14 protein-coding genes are annotated in these 14,327 nt (G+C 71.8%); 9 read left to right on the top strand and 5 right to left on the bottom strand.

What is annotated here, in order from left to right; genetic code table 11:
- Window positions 1–12 precede the first annotated feature (12 nt).
- Window positions 13–993, top strand: a complete 981-nt coding sequence (locus PPSIR1_RS02190) for a cobalamin-binding protein (protein WP_006969340.1) — start codon at window positions 13–15, stop codon at window positions 991–993.
- A 349-nt stretch (window positions 994–1,342) separates the two neighbouring features.
- Here PPSIR1_RS02190 and PPSIR1_RS02185 read toward each other — a convergent pair whose 3' ends face one another.
- A complete protein-coding gene (locus PPSIR1_RS02185) occupies window positions 1,343–2,107 on the bottom strand; it encodes a YqjF family protein (RefSeq protein WP_198154436.1) in 765 nt (254 codons plus the stop codon).
- Window positions 2,108–2,230: 123 nt separating this feature from the next.
- On the opposite strand from PPSIR1_RS02185, the gene PPSIR1_RS02180 reads away from it, so the two are divergent.
- On the top strand, window positions 2,231–3,082 hold the full coding sequence (locus PPSIR1_RS02180; protein WP_006969338.1) for a sterol desaturase family protein: 852 nt from the start codon (window positions 2,231–2,233) through the stop codon (window positions 3,080–3,082).
- Window positions 3,083–3,166: 84 nt separating this feature from the next.
- Window positions 3,167–3,703, top strand: a complete 537-nt coding sequence (locus tag PPSIR1_RS41600) for a MerC domain-containing protein (protein ID WP_006969337.1) — start codon at window positions 3,167–3,169, stop codon at window positions 3,701–3,703.
- A gap of 43 nt (window positions 3,704–3,746) precedes the next feature.
- Here PPSIR1_RS41600 and PPSIR1_RS02170 read toward each other — a convergent pair whose 3' ends face one another.
- Window positions 3,747–5,435 carry a TolC family protein gene (locus tag PPSIR1_RS02170; protein ID WP_006969336.1) on the bottom strand — a complete coding sequence of 563 codons (1,689 nt, stop codon included), beginning with the start codon at window positions 5,433–5,435 and terminating at the stop codon, window positions 3,747–3,749.
- Between the two features lie 508 nt (window positions 5,436–5,943).
- Here PPSIR1_RS02170 and PPSIR1_RS41595 point away from each other — a divergent pair.
- From PPSIR1_RS41595 to PPSIR1_RS02150, 4 genes are read left to right on the top strand one after another with little or no spacing between them, the layout of a single operon-like run.
- On the top strand, window positions 5,944–6,648 hold the full coding sequence (locus PPSIR1_RS41595) for an RNA polymerase sigma factor (RefSeq protein ID WP_006969335.1): 705 nt from the start codon (window positions 5,944–5,946) through the stop codon (window positions 6,646–6,648).
- A gap of 22 nt (window positions 6,649–6,670) precedes the next feature.
- On the top strand, window positions 6,671–7,258 hold the full coding sequence (locus PPSIR1_RS02160; RefSeq protein WP_006969334.1) for a hypothetical protein: 588 nt from the start codon (window positions 6,671–6,673) through the stop codon (window positions 7,256–7,258).
- Complete coding sequence (locus PPSIR1_RS02155; RefSeq protein WP_006969333.1) at window positions 7,255–7,821, top strand: hypothetical protein; 567 nt, start codon at window positions 7,255–7,257, stop codon at window positions 7,819–7,821. The genes PPSIR1_RS02160 and PPSIR1_RS02155 overlap by 4 nt, the downstream gene beginning before the upstream one ends.
- A gap of 11 nt (window positions 7,822–7,832) precedes the next feature.
- Window positions 7,833–8,360 (top strand): hypothetical protein, encoded by a 528-nt coding sequence (locus PPSIR1_RS02150; RefSeq protein WP_006969332.1) that lies wholly within the window; start codon window positions 7,833–7,835, stop codon window positions 8,358–8,360.
- Window positions 8,361–8,380: 20 nt separating this feature from the next.
- On the opposite strand, the gene glpX is transcribed toward PPSIR1_RS02150, so the two are convergent.
- The 3 genes from glpX to PPSIR1_RS02135 all read right to left on the bottom strand — a co-directional run bounded on the left by glpX (window position 8,381) and on the right by PPSIR1_RS02135 (window position 11,309).
- Window positions 8,381–9,385, bottom strand: a complete 1,005-nt coding sequence (gene glpX, locus PPSIR1_RS02145; RefSeq protein ID WP_006969331.1) for a class II fructose-bisphosphatase — start codon at window positions 9,383–9,385, stop codon at window positions 8,381–8,383.
- A gap of 119 nt (window positions 9,386–9,504) precedes the next feature.
- Window positions 9,505–10,005, bottom strand: coding sequence for an acyl-CoA thioesterase (locus PPSIR1_RS02140; RefSeq protein ID WP_006969330.1), 501 nt, complete (start codon window positions 10,003–10,005; stop codon window positions 9,505–9,507).
- Window positions 10,002–11,309, bottom strand: a complete 1,308-nt coding sequence (locus PPSIR1_RS02135; RefSeq protein ID WP_045115225.1) for a homoserine dehydrogenase — start codon at window positions 11,307–11,309, stop codon at window positions 10,002–10,004. The genes PPSIR1_RS02140 and PPSIR1_RS02135 overlap by 4 nt, the downstream gene beginning before the upstream one ends.
- A 272-nt stretch (window positions 11,310–11,581) precedes the next feature.
- Between PPSIR1_RS02135 and eno the strand changes: the two genes are divergently transcribed.
- Both eno and PPSIR1_RS02125 read left to right on the top strand, forming a co-directional pair.
- Complete coding sequence (eno, locus tag PPSIR1_RS02130) at window positions 11,582–12,871, top strand: phosphopyruvate hydratase (RefSeq protein WP_006969328.1); 1,290 nt, start codon at window positions 11,582–11,584, stop codon at window positions 12,869–12,871.
- Window positions 12,872–12,879: 8 nt separating this feature from the next.
- Window positions 12,880–14,327 (top strand): insulinase family protein (locus PPSIR1_RS02125; protein WP_198154435.1); only part of this gene is annotated, 1,448 nt, incomplete at its 3' end.

The raw sequence follows: 14,327 nt of genomic DNA, 5'->3' as shown, positions 1-14,327 counted from the left end.
GGGAACCCAGCGGTGCGCATCGTCAGCCTGCTGCCCAGCGCCACGGAGATCGCCTGCGCCCTCGGCCTCGGCGAGCACCTGGTCGGGGTCAGCCACGAGTGCGACCACCCGCCCGAGCTCGCCCGCCGCGTCGGCCCCGAGCTGCCCGTGCTCACGGCCAGCATCCTCGACGCCGGCCTGAGCCCCAAGGCGATCGACACCGCCGTGCACGAGGCCCAGCTCGAGGGGCGGCCGATCTACTCCGTCGACGGCGAGCGCCTCGAGGCCCTCGCGCCCGAGCTCATCCTCACCCAGGGCGTGTGCAGCGTGTGCGCCGTGACCCCGGCGACCATCGAGACCGCCCTGCAGCTGATCCCCGTCGAGGTCCTCGGCCGCGCCCGGGAGGCGCGGGTGCTGTCGCTCGCGGCCAAGACCTTCGAGGGCGTGCTGGCCGACATCCAAGCCGTGGCCGAGGCCGCCGGAGTCGTCGAGCGCGGCCGAGCCCTCGTCGCCTCCCTGCGCGCGCGCTGGGCCGCGATCGCGGCGGGCGGTCCCGTGGCCCCGCCCGCTTCGGCTCCCGCTGGGCGCGAGCAGTGCACCGCCTTTTTCCTCGAGTGGCCCGACCCGCCGTGGAACGCCGGCCACTGGGTCCCCGAGCAGCTCGCCGCGGCCGGGGTCGTCGACGCCTTCGGCGAGGTCGGAGGCGCGAGCCGTCCCCTGCCGTGGTCGGCCATCGCCGCCGCCGATCCGGACTGGATCCTCGCCGGCGCCTGCGGCTACGACCTCGCCACCAACCTCACCCACGCCCGCGCGCTGCTCGAGCGCCCCGAGGTCCAGGCCCTGCGGGCCGTCCGCGAGGGGCGGGTGTGGGCCCTCGACGCCAACGCCATGTTCAGCCGGCCGGCCCCGCGCCTGGTCGAGGGCGCCGCGTGTCTGCGTGCGATCTTCACCGGCCAGGCCGACGCCCTCCCCGAAGGCTTCGCGGCTCCCCTGCTCCCTTCGCTCATGGTCTGAGTTCTGCTCTACCCCCACAGGCACTGAGGACCGGGGGCGCTTCGTCGCTATCCGCTCCTCCGCTTTGGCTTGGTGGGCAATGGAGTTCGTACCTTCGAGACGGCTGGTGGTCGCCCCCGCAAGCGGGGGCGTGGATTCGTTTGCAGGCAGGGAGGGCGTGGCGTCGTCCGCGACGGCTAAATAGCCAGAGACTGTGGATTCATTCACTGGCTTGAGTCGTGGACGTGGGGCAGGGAGGGCGTGGCGTCGTCCACGACGGCTAGAATAGACAGAGGGGCGGACAGGACTTGTTCTGGCCGACCCTCTGAGGCGGCCTCAGGCCCGAGCTTTTTCTCGAAAAACTCGCGGCTCACAGCGGCGGGCCGAGCAGCCAGCCCACGACGTCGATGCGATCGACAAAGTGAAGGATCGGCGCGACGCCCTCGGGCAGCGCGATGCCCCAGCCCTCGGTCACCGTGCAGGTCTCGATCTCGGCCTCGGCCCGGCGCAGCGGCCAGGGGAGGTGGTGAATCTCCCCGCGCCGGACCCGGCCGCGGCGATCGGCGGCGTACAAGCAGTAGCGCCAGGTCAGCCAGTGCTCGAGGCTCCCGCGCTCGGCCCGGTAGGGCTCGCCCGCGCCCCGGTAGCGCCCGCGGAACACCCCCGCCGGCGCGTCCCCGTGGCGGCGCTCGCTGAGGTAGTCGATCCACCCCTCGCCGACGCCCTCGCAGCGCATGCGCGCCCGGTAGTAGGGCAGGTGAAAGCCCGTCCGCGCGGCCCAGACCGCCAGCGGACTGGCGGCGTCGAGGGAGTAGAACCACACCCCGGGGCGCCCCTCGGCGACGACGTAGGTGCGCACGTTGAGCTCGGCGAAGGCCGAGGGCCCAGGGAGCCAGTTGAGCCCCCGCGGGCCGACGTGGGTCATGCGAAAGGGCACCACGCCGATCCACGCCTGGCCCTCGAAGGTGTCGAGCTCGAGGCCGGCCGGCAAGGACGCGCGCAGCACCTCGGCGTCCACGGGCCAGTGCGCGAACAGCAGGTCCAGCCACGACATGGTCATGTGCCACGGCCCCGGCGGCATCGCGTAGGGCCGGTGGTCGCGCTCGTCCAGCAATGCCGACCAGTTGGGTGCCACGGGGGAGTCCTATCAAGAAACACGGCCTCGCGCGCAGCGGAGTGCCACCTCACCGCAGAGCGGGGGCCTGCCCCTCTGCCCAGCGCGCCGTAATTTCCGACATCGTCGGGCGACTCCTCGACGATGGCCACCGCTCTCCAACACTACTCGGAGCTCGTTCCCGCGCTCATGACCGGGGCCGCCCTTGGAATCGTCACCCTCGAGTGGATCGCCCTGGGCCTGAGCAGAAAGATCAACCGTCACCGCGAGGGCGTCGTCAACGTAGCCAGCGCGGTCTTGACCTTCATCCCGATCTTCGCCCTCAACCAGGTCCTGACGATCGCCGCGATGTTCGGGCTCTACCACCTGAGCCCCCTCGAGCTCGGCCTGGCCTGGCCGAGCTGGCTGCTCGCCTACCTCGCCTACGACCTCAGCTCCTACGCCGTCCACCGCCTGTCCCATCGAGTCCGGCTGCTGTGGTGCGTGCACGCGGTCCACCACGCGCCCCAGGAGATGAAGGCCTCCGTGTCCTTCCGCGGCTCCTTCGCGGACTTCCTCGTCACGCCGCACACCACCTTGTGGCTGCCCCTGCTCGGCTTCCACCCCCTGATGATCATCATCGTCGAGGGCGCGGCGATGATCTGGGGCGTGCTCTTGCACCTGAGCGAGCACGCCCTCCCGCCCCGCGACCTCCCCGGGCTGCGCCGCGCGCTGATCACCCCAGCGGTGCACCGGCTGCACCACGCCAGCAACCCGGTCTACGTCGACAAGAACTACGGGCTGACCTTCGCGCTGTGGGATCGCCTGTTCGGCACCCACCAGCTCCCCGCGACGAGCGAGGCCCCGCGCTACGGCCTCACCAAGCCCATCGACAGCGCGAACCTGTGGGTGTCCCAGACCGATGAATTCGCGGCGCTGTGGCGAGATGTCCGAGCCACCCCCCGCATGGCCGAGAAGCTCGGCTACCTGTTCAAGCCCCCAGGCTGGCACCCCTAGCGGGCCTAGACGCCATCAATTGAACAGTCGAACAAGTGTTCGCATTGACTCGCCCACCAACATTGGCGAAACGAACAGTCCGCGATGGCGCGTGCACTCTCAACCTTCGACAGCAACGCCAGCCACGGCCGCGTCGATCGCTTCGGCGCCGTGGCGAGCAGCCTGTGCGCCATCCACTGCACCGTCGCGGCCCTCCTCCCCGCGCTGTTTGGAACCCTCGGGCTCGGCCTGTTGTTGGGTCACGAGGCGGAGTGGATCTTCACCGCCGTCGCCCTCGGCTTCGCCGTGCTCGCGCTGATCTTCACCTGGCGTCGCCATCGCTCGACGCTCGTGGCGGGATTGATGGCGGTGGGCATCGTCGGGTTGATGGCCTCCCGGGGCCTGGAGATGGGCGGCGAGCACGACGAGCACCACGCCCAAGAAGCGCACGGCGAGCACCACGGGCACAAAGACCACCACGCCCAGGCCCACGCCCCTGGCGAACACCACGAGGGCGGCTCCCACCTCGCCGGCACCGTGGTCGGGGTGCTCGCCGGCATCTCCCTCGTCAGCGGCCACGTGATCGGCCTGCGCAAGTCTCGGGAGTGCCGCGAAGACTGTGCGGAGCCCCGCTCGAGCTGAGCTCCCCGCTCGGCGGCTCCGTCCACGGGAGCAGCCGCCCGCGCTAGCCCGCGTCGCTGCCCGGCAGGTCCAGGCCGTAGGCCGGCAGGATCTCGCCGGTCAGCGCCTGCAAGGTCGCGCGCGCCTTGAGGTAGTCGAGGCCCGCGAGCAGCTTGGTGTTCTCGGCGTTGAGCAGCTCGTCGATGCGCTGGAGCACGTCGTAGTTGGTCGAGCGGCCGACGTCGAAGCGGGCCTGCTCGGCGTCGAGGTTTTGCTGGGCGAGCTCGATGGACAGGTCGGCGAGCTCGATGCGCTTTTGGGCCGAGCGCATGTTGTTGATCGCCGTGATCACCTGGGTCGAGGTGTTCTGGCGCACCGACTTGAGGTTGAGCTCGGCCTGGCGCAGCTCGGCGAGCACCCGCTGGTGGTTGCCCCGGGCGACGCGGTTTTGCACGGACCAGGTCAGGTCGAGGGCGCCCGACACCGTGTACTCGGCGAACAGGCCCTTGGTCGCGATGTCGTCGGTGACGAAGTTCTGGAAGGCCTCGCCCCAGCTGCCGGACTCGCCGGGGGTGCCCGCCTGGGGATCCGGGCTGGTGTCGACGCTGCGGCCCTGGGGCGTGAAGGTGCCGGTGAAGTCGAGCTGCGGCAGGCGCTGGTTGGCGGCCTCGAGCTCGTCGATGCGCTTGGTCGCCAGGGCGACCTCGAGCTGGCGCACGGCCGGGTTGGCGGCGATGGCCTTGTCGATCTCGGCGTCCATGTCGATGGGCTCCGGCTGGATCGCGTCGACGGGGTTGGTCGAGGGCATCACGCCGAGGGCCTCGCGGCCGGCGAACTCCTGGCCCATGAGGGTGCGCAGGTTGAGGCTGGCCGCGAGCAGCTGGTTCTCGGCCAGGATCACGTCGGTCTCGCGCTGGGCGAGGCTCTGCTCCACGGCCTTGGCCTCGACGGCGGCGAGGCGACCGGCGCGGACCTGGGCCTCGGTGCGCGCGAGCTGCTCTTTGGCCAGCTCGACCCCGGTGCGCTTGTTCGCGAGGTCGCGCTGGGCGTAGAGCACGTCCCAGTAGGCCGCGACCAGATCGCGGATCATGTTCTGGGCCGAGACCAGGATGTCGGCCTCGGCGCTCGACTTGGCCAGGCGCGCGCGGTCGAGCTGGGCGCGGTTGACCTTGACGCCCATGCCCCGGAGCAGCGGGTGGCTGAAGGTCAGCCGCGGCGTGATCTGGTAGCTGGCCAGGGTCGCCGAGCCGAGCTCGGGGTTGAAGAAGCTGATCGGCTGGTCGGTGAGGTTGCGGTTGACGTCGATCTGCAGGGCGATGTTGCCACCGGTCTCGAGCCGCCGAGACACGCCGAGGTAGCCGCTGACCTGGCGCGAACCCGTGCTGAAGATGAAGGCCGAACCACGCGGGACGCTGCTTTGCAGCGAGGTCGAGAGCCCGGCGGTCAGGGTCACGTCGAAGGCACCGGCGGCGGCGAGGATGTTGGCCTCGCTGACGTCCACGGCGACGACCTTGGTCTGCAGGTCGACGTTCTCCTCGAGGGAGATCTGCAGGACCTCGGACAGCTGCAGCTCCTCGGTCGCGTAGGGCAAGGTCGCGTCGATGTCGCCGAAGCGGTCGCGCAGCGAGCCGTCGGCCGGCGCAGGCGCGGGACCCTCGACGGCCTCACCGTCTTGGCCGGCGGGGGCCGGAGGCGCGGGAGATGCGGAGGCGTCCTCGGGACTGGCCGGGGGCGCCGACCAAACCAGGAGCATCGAGAGCAGAGCTGAACGTGAGCCGAGCACCGGGGTTCAGGCGCCTGACTACGCCCCGGACGGCCCAGGGTCAAGCGGACGCCGCCTTCGACGGGCTTCGACCCCGGCCGCAGCCAGCGAGTTTTATGGACCAGGGAGACAAACAAGCCCGATGCGACGATGGGACTTCGAGGCCTCCCCAGGGAGGGGGTGGCAACAGCCGGGCCGCCCGGCCGGCTCGAAAACCCTTCCTGCAGCGATGGTGCGTAAGATGACCCACGTTCTCTAGTTGGGGGTTAGGAATGGTCGGTATTCCATGACCTGTGCGGCGATCACCTCGGTTCATCCCCTCTTTCCCTCACGCGTCGGCGAGTCCAGCCCGCAGACCGACGATGTAAGGTGGTCTCTGACGCCCCGTTGTTTGCGCGAATCCCACGCGCGCCCAACCCTCGTTCCGGGGCTCTTCCAGCCCTCGAACGCACGACATCCCGCCCCTCCCGATGGGGGTCCGATCGCGGGAAGGACGCAAGTGGCGAACGAACCCTCCACCCATGCGACGTCAGTCCCAGCCGCAGCGAGCGTCGCTGCGCCGCCCGCCAGGGCCACCCCCGCCGCGGGGGCCCGGAGCGCGGACGATCTGGACCGCGAGCGCCAGCTCGTCGAGCGCGCCCAGCAGGGGGATCAGCGCGCCTTCCGGGCGCTCTACATGCTCCACGCCAACACCGTGTTCCGCTGCGCGATCATGCCGCTGGTCCGCGACCGCAACCTCGCCGAGGACCTGCTCGCCGACACCTTCGTGCGCGCCATGGAAAACATCCACCGCTTTCGGTGGCAGGGGAAGGGGCTGCTGCCGTGGCTGATCCGCATCGGCAAGAACTTGTGCCTCGATCACCTGCGCAAGGCGGGGCGGACGACCGCCTGGCCCGAGGGCTTCGAGCAGCAGATCCCCGACCTCTCGGACAGCAACGCCGAGTCCCTGCTCGGCCGCTCCGAGCTGTCCGACGTCCTGCGCGAGCGCATCGACGCGTGCATGGCCGAGGTCAACCCGCGCTACCGCAAGGTCATGCGGCTGCGCTTGATCGAGCGTCGACCTCGGGCGGAAGCCGCCGCCGAGATGGACGTGAGCGTGGGTACACTCGACGTGTTGCTGTTCCGCGCTTGCCGATCCTTTCGCACCCACTACACCCGGCGCTACGGTAACGATGGCGCCCTCGAGTTCCTCGCCCCCAAGTGAGCCCCGCCTCCCTCTCCTAGCCATGAGCGAACCCAAACTGGATCTGAGCGCCATCGAGCGCGAGCTCGCCGAGCTGGGCGAGGACGGGCCGAGCGCCGAGGAGCTCGCGCTGCTCGAGGGCGGCGCGGTCGAGCACAGCGGGCCCGTCGCGAGCGTGGTGTTGCTGAGCGAGCTGAGCCAGCCCCACGCCTTCGACGACCTGTCCGAGCTCGAGACCCACCGAGGCTGGCGCAAGGTCGAGGCGCGGCTGGGCGACGAGGCCGCGAAGCGAGCTGGCGGCCCGGGCTCGACCGAGCCCGCGAGCAAGCCTGGCGGCGCTGGCTCGGGCTCGCCGCGGCGCTGGCTCTACGCCGCCTTTGGCGTCGCCGCGGCCGCGGCCTTGACCCTGATCGTCGTCGACCCCAACGGCAACGAAGGCAACCAAGGCAGCGAGGCTTCCGCGAGCGTCGACGCCGAGGAGCTGGCCGCCATGGGCAAGGAGGCCCGCGGCCTCCTCGACGCCATCGACGACGGCAAGACCGACACCGAGCGCGCCCAGGCCATGCTCGCCGACTACGAGGCCCGGCTCTCGCCGAGCGACGCAGGCGACGACAATCGGGGGGGCGGATGACCCGGCGCGCGCACCTCGGCCGCCCGTGGATCGCGGCCCTGGCCCTCGCTCTGGGCCTGAGCTTTGGGCTCGCGGCATGCACCGACGACTCGGGCCTCGGCGAAGCGGGCGAGGTCGGCAGCGAGCTCGACGCCCGCCTCGAGACCCACGTCGTGCTCCCCGGCGCGCCCTCGGCCGAGGGCCTCGCCTACGTCCGCGCCGTCGCCACGGCCCACGCCAAGGCCGACGCCGAGCCGGACCTGGGCGCCCGCGCGAGCGTCCTCGAGCGAGCCCTCGAGCAAGCCCCGCCCGCCGATGACGGCAGCGCCGAGCTGCTCCGCTACAACCTGGCCGCCCGCGCGGCGCAGACCCGCCTCGACGCCGATCAGCCCGAGCGGGCCCTGACCCTGCTCCAGCCCCTGCTCGCCCCCGAGCGCTCCCTGCCCGTCGACCGCGCCAGCGCCCGCGGCCTCGTGCTCCTCGGGGACGCGGCCGCGCGCACCGGAGACGCCAACCTCGCCATGGGCAGCTACGCCCGGGCCCTCGAGATCTTGACCATGCTGCTCGAGGAGGTCGAGCCGTGAACCGTCCCGCCATGACCTCCCCCACCCGCTTCTCTCTGCTCGCGCTGGCTCTCGCGCTGGGCCTGTCGGGCTCGGCCTGCGACGCCCGCGGGGGCACCCACACGATCTCCCCCACGGGCCCCAACGGCGTCGACTCTGGCCTCGCGCCTCAGGGCGGCTTCGAGGGCGAGTCCATGGCCGAGCTCGCGGCGCGCCTCGAGAAGCTGGTCGAGAGCCAAGACGCCATGGTCGCCGCGGCGAACCAGGACACGGACAAGTGCGAGGACACCTGCGAGCTCTCGCGCTCGATCTGCGACGTCAAGACCAAGATGTGCCGCATCGCGGACGAGCAGGTCACCAACGACGAGTTCCAGAACCTGTGCCGCAAGGCCAAGCAGCGCTGCGGCGACGCCTCGCAAAGCTGCATCCGCTGCGTCGAGCATCACGAGCGCGCCAGCCAAAACGGCGACGGCGCGGACTGCCGCGGCGAGTCGTCGGCGCCCGAGTCGACCGAGCCGCCCGCGGCCGCCGAGCAGCCCGAAGCTTCCGCTTCCGAGTGAGCCCGCCGCCCTGCCGCGCCTCAGCGCGTGGGCGGGTCGAGGGGCAGGTGGTCCAGCAAGGTCGAGGTCTCGAACTTGCGGATCGTCGTGGTGTCGCTGCGCAGCGCGAGCGAGTGGACGACGGTCCGCGGACCGTGGGTCCGCACGCCGCTCAGGATCGGCCCGTCGGTGACGCCCGACGCGACGAAGAAGCAGTGGCCGCGGACCAGGTCGTGGTGGCGCAAGAGCGCGTCGGGCTCCTTCAGGCCCATGTCGATGGCCCGCTCGCGCTCCTCGCCGTTGCGGTAGGCCAAGCGCCCCTCGAACACCCCGCCCAGGCAGCGCAGGGCCGCGGCCGCGAGCACGCCCTCGGGCGCGCCGCCCTTGCCGATGAACAGGTCGATGCCGCTGTCGGGCAGGCCCGTGGCCACGCAGGGGTTGACGTCGCCGTCGCTGAACAGGCGCACGCTCGCGCCGACCTTGCGCATCTCCTCGACCATGGCGTCGTGGCGCGGGCGCTCGAGCACGTGCACGACCATCTCGCTGGGCTTCTTGCCCTTGGCCTTGGCCAGGTCGAGGACGTTCTGCGCGGGGCTCTTCTCGAGGCTGACCACGCCGACGCCCTCGGGGCCGGCGGCGATCTTGTGCATGTAGGTGTCCGGGGCGTTGAGCAGCATGCCCTTGTGGGCGACGGCCAGCACCGCGAGGGCGCCGGTCTTGCCGTGGGCGCACAAGTTGGTGCCCTCGAGGGGGTCGACGGCGATGTCGACCTCGGGGAACTCGGGGTTCTTGGGCCCGACCTTCTCGCCGATGTAGAGCATCGGCGCCTCGTCGCGCTCGCCCTCGCCGATGACGATGGTCCCGCGCGCGGGGACCTTGTCGAAGGCGCGGCGCATGGCCTCGACCGCGGCCGCGTCCGCGTCCTCCTTGTGGCCCAGGCCGATCCAGCGCGAGCAGGCGATGGCGGCCGCCTCGGTCACGCGCACGTACTCGAGCAGGAGCTTGCGGTCGCTGGGCTGGAGAGCGGGGGTCTCGGCTTGGGCCATGGGGCCCTACCTACTACATTTCGCGGACGCGAGCCGCTGACACCAAGTCGACGCCTGGCTGTCGCGCGATTGCGCCACGAATGCTCACAAACGCGGCGTAGCTGCTCGACTCCGGCCGACTATTCGCGTCCCAAGGCGTCCCAGCGGGCCTCGAGCAGGGGGTAGACCTCGTCGGGAAAGCGGGCGGCCCGGAGGTCGTCGAGGCCCATGCAGCCGTGGCGGGTCTCGGCGCGCAGGACCTCGATGGGCTCGGGGCCCTCGAAGGCGTGGCGGTCGCCCGGCTCGACGGTCAGCCGGTACACGAAGGTGATCCGCGCGGGCGAGAGCTTGGCCATGGTCACCCACACGCTGACCAGATCGTCGTAGACCGCCGGGGCCACGTAGGACACGGCCAGGTCGATGACCGGCAGGCCGTAGCCGAGGCGCTCGAGGTCGGCGTAGGCGAAGCCCATGCCGCGGATGTACTCGACGCGGGCGTACTCGAGGTAGCGCAGGTAGGTCGCGTGGTAGACCACGCCCATGCGGTCGGTGTCGGCGTAGATCACCCGCTGGTGCGCCGCCCGGGTCAGGCCGGCCTTGGGCCCGACGCGCTCGTCCGTGACCAGTCGGCGCCGGCTCACGCGGGCTGCTCCCCGAGCATGCGGAAGCGGTGGGTGGGCGCGAGGGAGAACTCGAAGGCGTCGACCTCGGCCAGGGCCGCGCGGACCTTGGCCTCGGCGGTGCGCTCGGTGATGATCACCATGTCGATGGCCTCGCCGGCGTCGGGCGTGTCCTGGTTCATGCGCTTGATGCTGACGCCGTGGCGCCCGAGGCAGCTGGCGACCCGGCCGAGCACGCCCGGGATGTTGGGCACGTGCACGCACAGGTAGTTCTCGCACTCGAGGGCGTCGAGGGGGCCGGGCGCGCTGCCGCGGATGGTCCGGAAGGCCCCGGGCGGCGGGCCGCCCTCGGTGAAGCCGACGATGTCGCGGCACACCTCGATGATGTCGGAGACCACGGCGACGCCGGTCGGCATCATGCCCGCGCCCTTGCCGTAGTACATCGACTCGCCCAGGGCCTCGGAGCTGACCGCGACCGCGTTGTAGGCCCCGCGCACGCCGGCGAGCACGTGGCTCTTGGGCACGAAGGTGGTCTGGACCCGGACCACGGGCTGCTCGCCCCGGTAGTCGCCGATCGCCAGGGACTTGAGCACGCAGCCGAGCTCGTCGGCGGCGCGGATGTCGAAGGGCCGCACGCGGGTGATGCCCTCGGTCGGGATCGCGTTGGGGTCGACGCGCACGCCGACGCTGACCAGGGTGAGCAGCGCCAGCTTGTGGGCCGCGTCGCCGCCCTCGACGTCGAGGGTCGGGTCGGCCTCGGCGAAGCCCGCCGCCTGGGCGTCGGCGAGGGCCCGCGCGTAGCTGACCCCGGTCCGGCTCATGGCGTCGAGGATGTAGTTGGAGGTGCCGTTGACGATGCCGACGACGCGGTCGATGCGGTCGCTGGCCAGGCCCTCGCGCAGCGCCCGGAGCACGGGGATGCCTCCGGCCACGGAGCCCTCGAAGTAGATGTCCAGGCCCTGGCGCGCCGCGACCTCGAACAGCTCCTCGCCGCACTCGGCGAGCAGGGCCTTGTTGGCCGTGACCACGTGCTTGCCGGCCTCGAGCGCCCGGAGCACGTACTGGCGCGCGGGCTCGATGCCGCCGATGAGCTCGACGACCACGCGGATGTCCGGGTCGCTGAGGACCTCGTCGACGTCGCGGGTGAGCAGCGCGGGATCGACCTCGACCTCGCGGGGCTTGTCCAAGCTTCGGACGAGAATTTTTTTGATCACGGGCCGCGCCGCGATGCGGTCGCGGATCGCCGAGGCGTTCGCGCTGAGGATGCGCAACACGCCCTGGCCGACGTTCCCGAGCCCGAGCAAACCAATGTGTATGCTGCGCACGGTCGCGGACCCTAGCCGCCGACCTCGCACCCGTCAAAGGGCTTTCCTGGGCCAAGCCAGAGCAAGCCGGAGGGGGGAACCCCGGGGTGGGGTCGCGGGTGCAACGCGAAGGCAACGGCGAGCCGTGAACTGGCGCACGTGCGCACCCAAAGGCGTCGATCTGGGCCGCTGGTGGCGGGTGCGCGGCGCGGACCGACGCGCTACCCTGCGCTCTGCGTCACACCGCTCCGCTCGCTCTTCCCCGCCCCCTCTCCGAAAGACGCCATCCCCTCATGAGCACCATCATCTCCGTCCACGCCCGCGAGATCCTCGACAGCCGAGGCAACCCCACCATCGAGGTCGAGGTCGCTACGGAGTTCGGCAGCCTCGGCCGCGCCGCCGTGCCCTCGGGCGCGAGCACCGGTGAGCACGAGGCCATCGAGCTGCGCGACGGCGAGGCCGACCGCTTCCTCGGCAAGGGCGTCCGCACGGCCGTGGCCAACGTCAACGACACCCTCGCGCCGATCGTCGAGGGCCTCGAGGTCGCGGAGCAAAACCGCATCGACCGCGCCCTGCTCGACGCCGACGGCACGCCCAACAAGGCCAAGGTGGGCGCCAACGCGATCCTCGGCGTGTCCCTGGCCTGCGCCCGGGCGGCCGCCGACGACGTCGGCCTGCCCCTGTTCCGCTACCTCGGCGGCGCCCACTGCCGGACCCTGCCCGTGCCCCTGATGAACGTCATCAACGGGGGCGCCCACGCGGACAACAACCTCGACTTCCAGGAGACCATGCTGGTCCCCTTCGGCTTCGAGCGCTTCAGCGACGCCCTGCGCGCGGGCGTCGAGGTCTTCCACCACCTCAAAAAGCAGCTCAAGAAGGCCGGCAAGGTCACCGCCGTCGGCGACGAGGGTGGCTTCGCCCCGAGCCTGGGCAGCAACGCCGAGGCCCTCGAGACCCTGATGGAGGCCATCTCCGCGGCGGGCTACGAGCCCGGCAAGCAGATCGGCCTGGCCCTCGACGTCGCGGCCAGCGAGTTCTACGACAAGGACAAGCAGCGCTACGTGCTCGCCGGTGAGGGCGGGCGCGAGCTGAGCTCCGAGGAGCTCGTCGACCTCTACGCCGAGCTCGCCGGCAAGTACCCGCTGATGTCCATCGAGGACGGCATGGACGAGAACGACTGGGGCGGCTGGAAGGCGCTGACCGACCGCATCGGCGGCAGCTGCCAGCTCGTCGGCGACGACCTGTTCGTGACCAACCCGACCCGCCTGCAGCGCGGCATCGACGAGGGCTGCGCCAACGCCCTGCTGGTCAAGGTCAACCAGATCGGCACGCTCACCGAGACCCTCGAGGCCATGCGCCTGGCCCACCGAAGCGGCTACAACTGCGTGGTCTCGCACCGCAGCGGCGAGACCGGGGACACCTTCATCTCCGACCTGGCCGTGGCCACGGAGTCCGGGCAGATCAAGACCGGCAGCGCCTCGCGCTCGGATCGCATCGAGAAGTACAACCAGCTGCTGCGCCTCGAGGAGCTCCTCGGGGCCGACGCGGTCTACCCCGGTCCCCGGCTGTTCGGAGCGCGCTGAGAGATCGCATGCGTTGGCTCCTCGGTCCTGCTCTCGCCGCCTTGACGGCCGCCTCTGGTCCCGCCCCTGCGGGCGCGGAGGCGGCCGAGCCCGCTGAGCCTGCTCAGCCTGTAACCGAGGCGGCCCCGGAGCCCACGCCCAAGCTCGACCTGCGCGTCGAGACCGTCCCCACCAGCGAGCGGCCGAAGGCCAGCCCGGACGACGAAGACCAGGGCGCGGCCCCCGGCCCCGAGCTCCTCGACGTCGTCCTGCCCAGCGGCGTCCGGGTGATCGCGGCGACCGACGAGAGCCTGCCCGTGGCCGCGGTGGTCCTCGCCCTCGAGGTCGGCACCCGCGACGACCCCAAGGCCTTCCCCGGCCTGGTCCACGCCCTCGCCTACCACCTGCAGCAGGGCAACCGCGAGCTGGGCCCGGGCGAGGCCATCGCCACGGCCCACGACGCCGGCGGGCTGGCGGGCATGGCCGTGGGCACGGCCCAGGTCCGCTTCGAGTCGCTCGTCCCCGTGTCGCAGCTCGACCCCCTGCTGCGCGCCGAGTCCCTGCGCCTGCGCGCGCCCAACATCAGCCGCGAGCTGTGGCTCAAGTCGCTCAGCTACGCCCGCAACGACGCCCCGCAGCGGCCCCTGGTCCCGCTCGAGGCCACGGCCGCGGCGTGGTCCGACGCGAGCATCGCCCACGACGGCCGGCAGGTCAGCACCGCCCTGAGCGAGATGCCCGAGCAGGCCGTCTCGGCCCAGCTCTCGCGCCTGTTCGACTACCGCTCGGCGACCCTGGTGATCGTCGGGCCCGAGACCCCGGAGGACCTGCTCGCCCGGGCCGAGCCGCTGTTCGCCAGCTTGCCCGCGCGCCCGCGCAGGGTCCCCGCCGCCGCCTCCGTGCCCGAGAGCGCCGACGGGCCGCGGACCCTCGCCATCCCCAAGCAAAAGGGCAACACGATGGTCTGGGCCGTCGAGGGCAGCCCCCGCGCCCGCGCCTGGGCCCAGGTCCTGTGCGGCACCCTCAACCGCCAGCGCCGCGCCGCCGAGGAGCCGCGCAACGCCCGGGTCCGCTGCACCTACGCCGACGACGCGCGCCGGCCCCTGCTGATCGTCCGCGCCGACGGCTTCGAGGCCCAGCTCGGCCCCGAGCCCCTCGTCGCCGGCCGGCTCCAGCGCATCGCCGACCTCGCCCAGCCCAGCACCCAAGCCCCCGGTGAGCCCGAGCTCGCGGCCCTGCTCGAGGCTCAGCGGGCGCGCATGAACCGGGACATCCGCTTCAACCTGCGCACGCCCCTCGAGCTCGCCATCTACCTGGCCGCGGCCGAGCCCGGTCCGGCCCAGGCCGGCACGCGCCGGCTCCCCGTCGACGAGGTCCTCGGCCTGCCCATGTTGGCGACACCGCCCGCGGACGCGGCCCTGCCCGTCGCCGACCCTGCGCCGGCCGACGCCGACGCCGACGCTGGCGACGACGCCCCGCC

Source organism: Plesiocystis pacifica SIR-1 (genome assembly GCF_000170895.1).
Classification (GTDB): domain Bacteria; phylum Myxococcota_A; class Polyangia; order Nannocystales; family Nannocystaceae; genus Plesiocystis; species Plesiocystis pacifica.
This window is presented reverse-complemented; position numbering and strand designations above follow the sequence as displayed.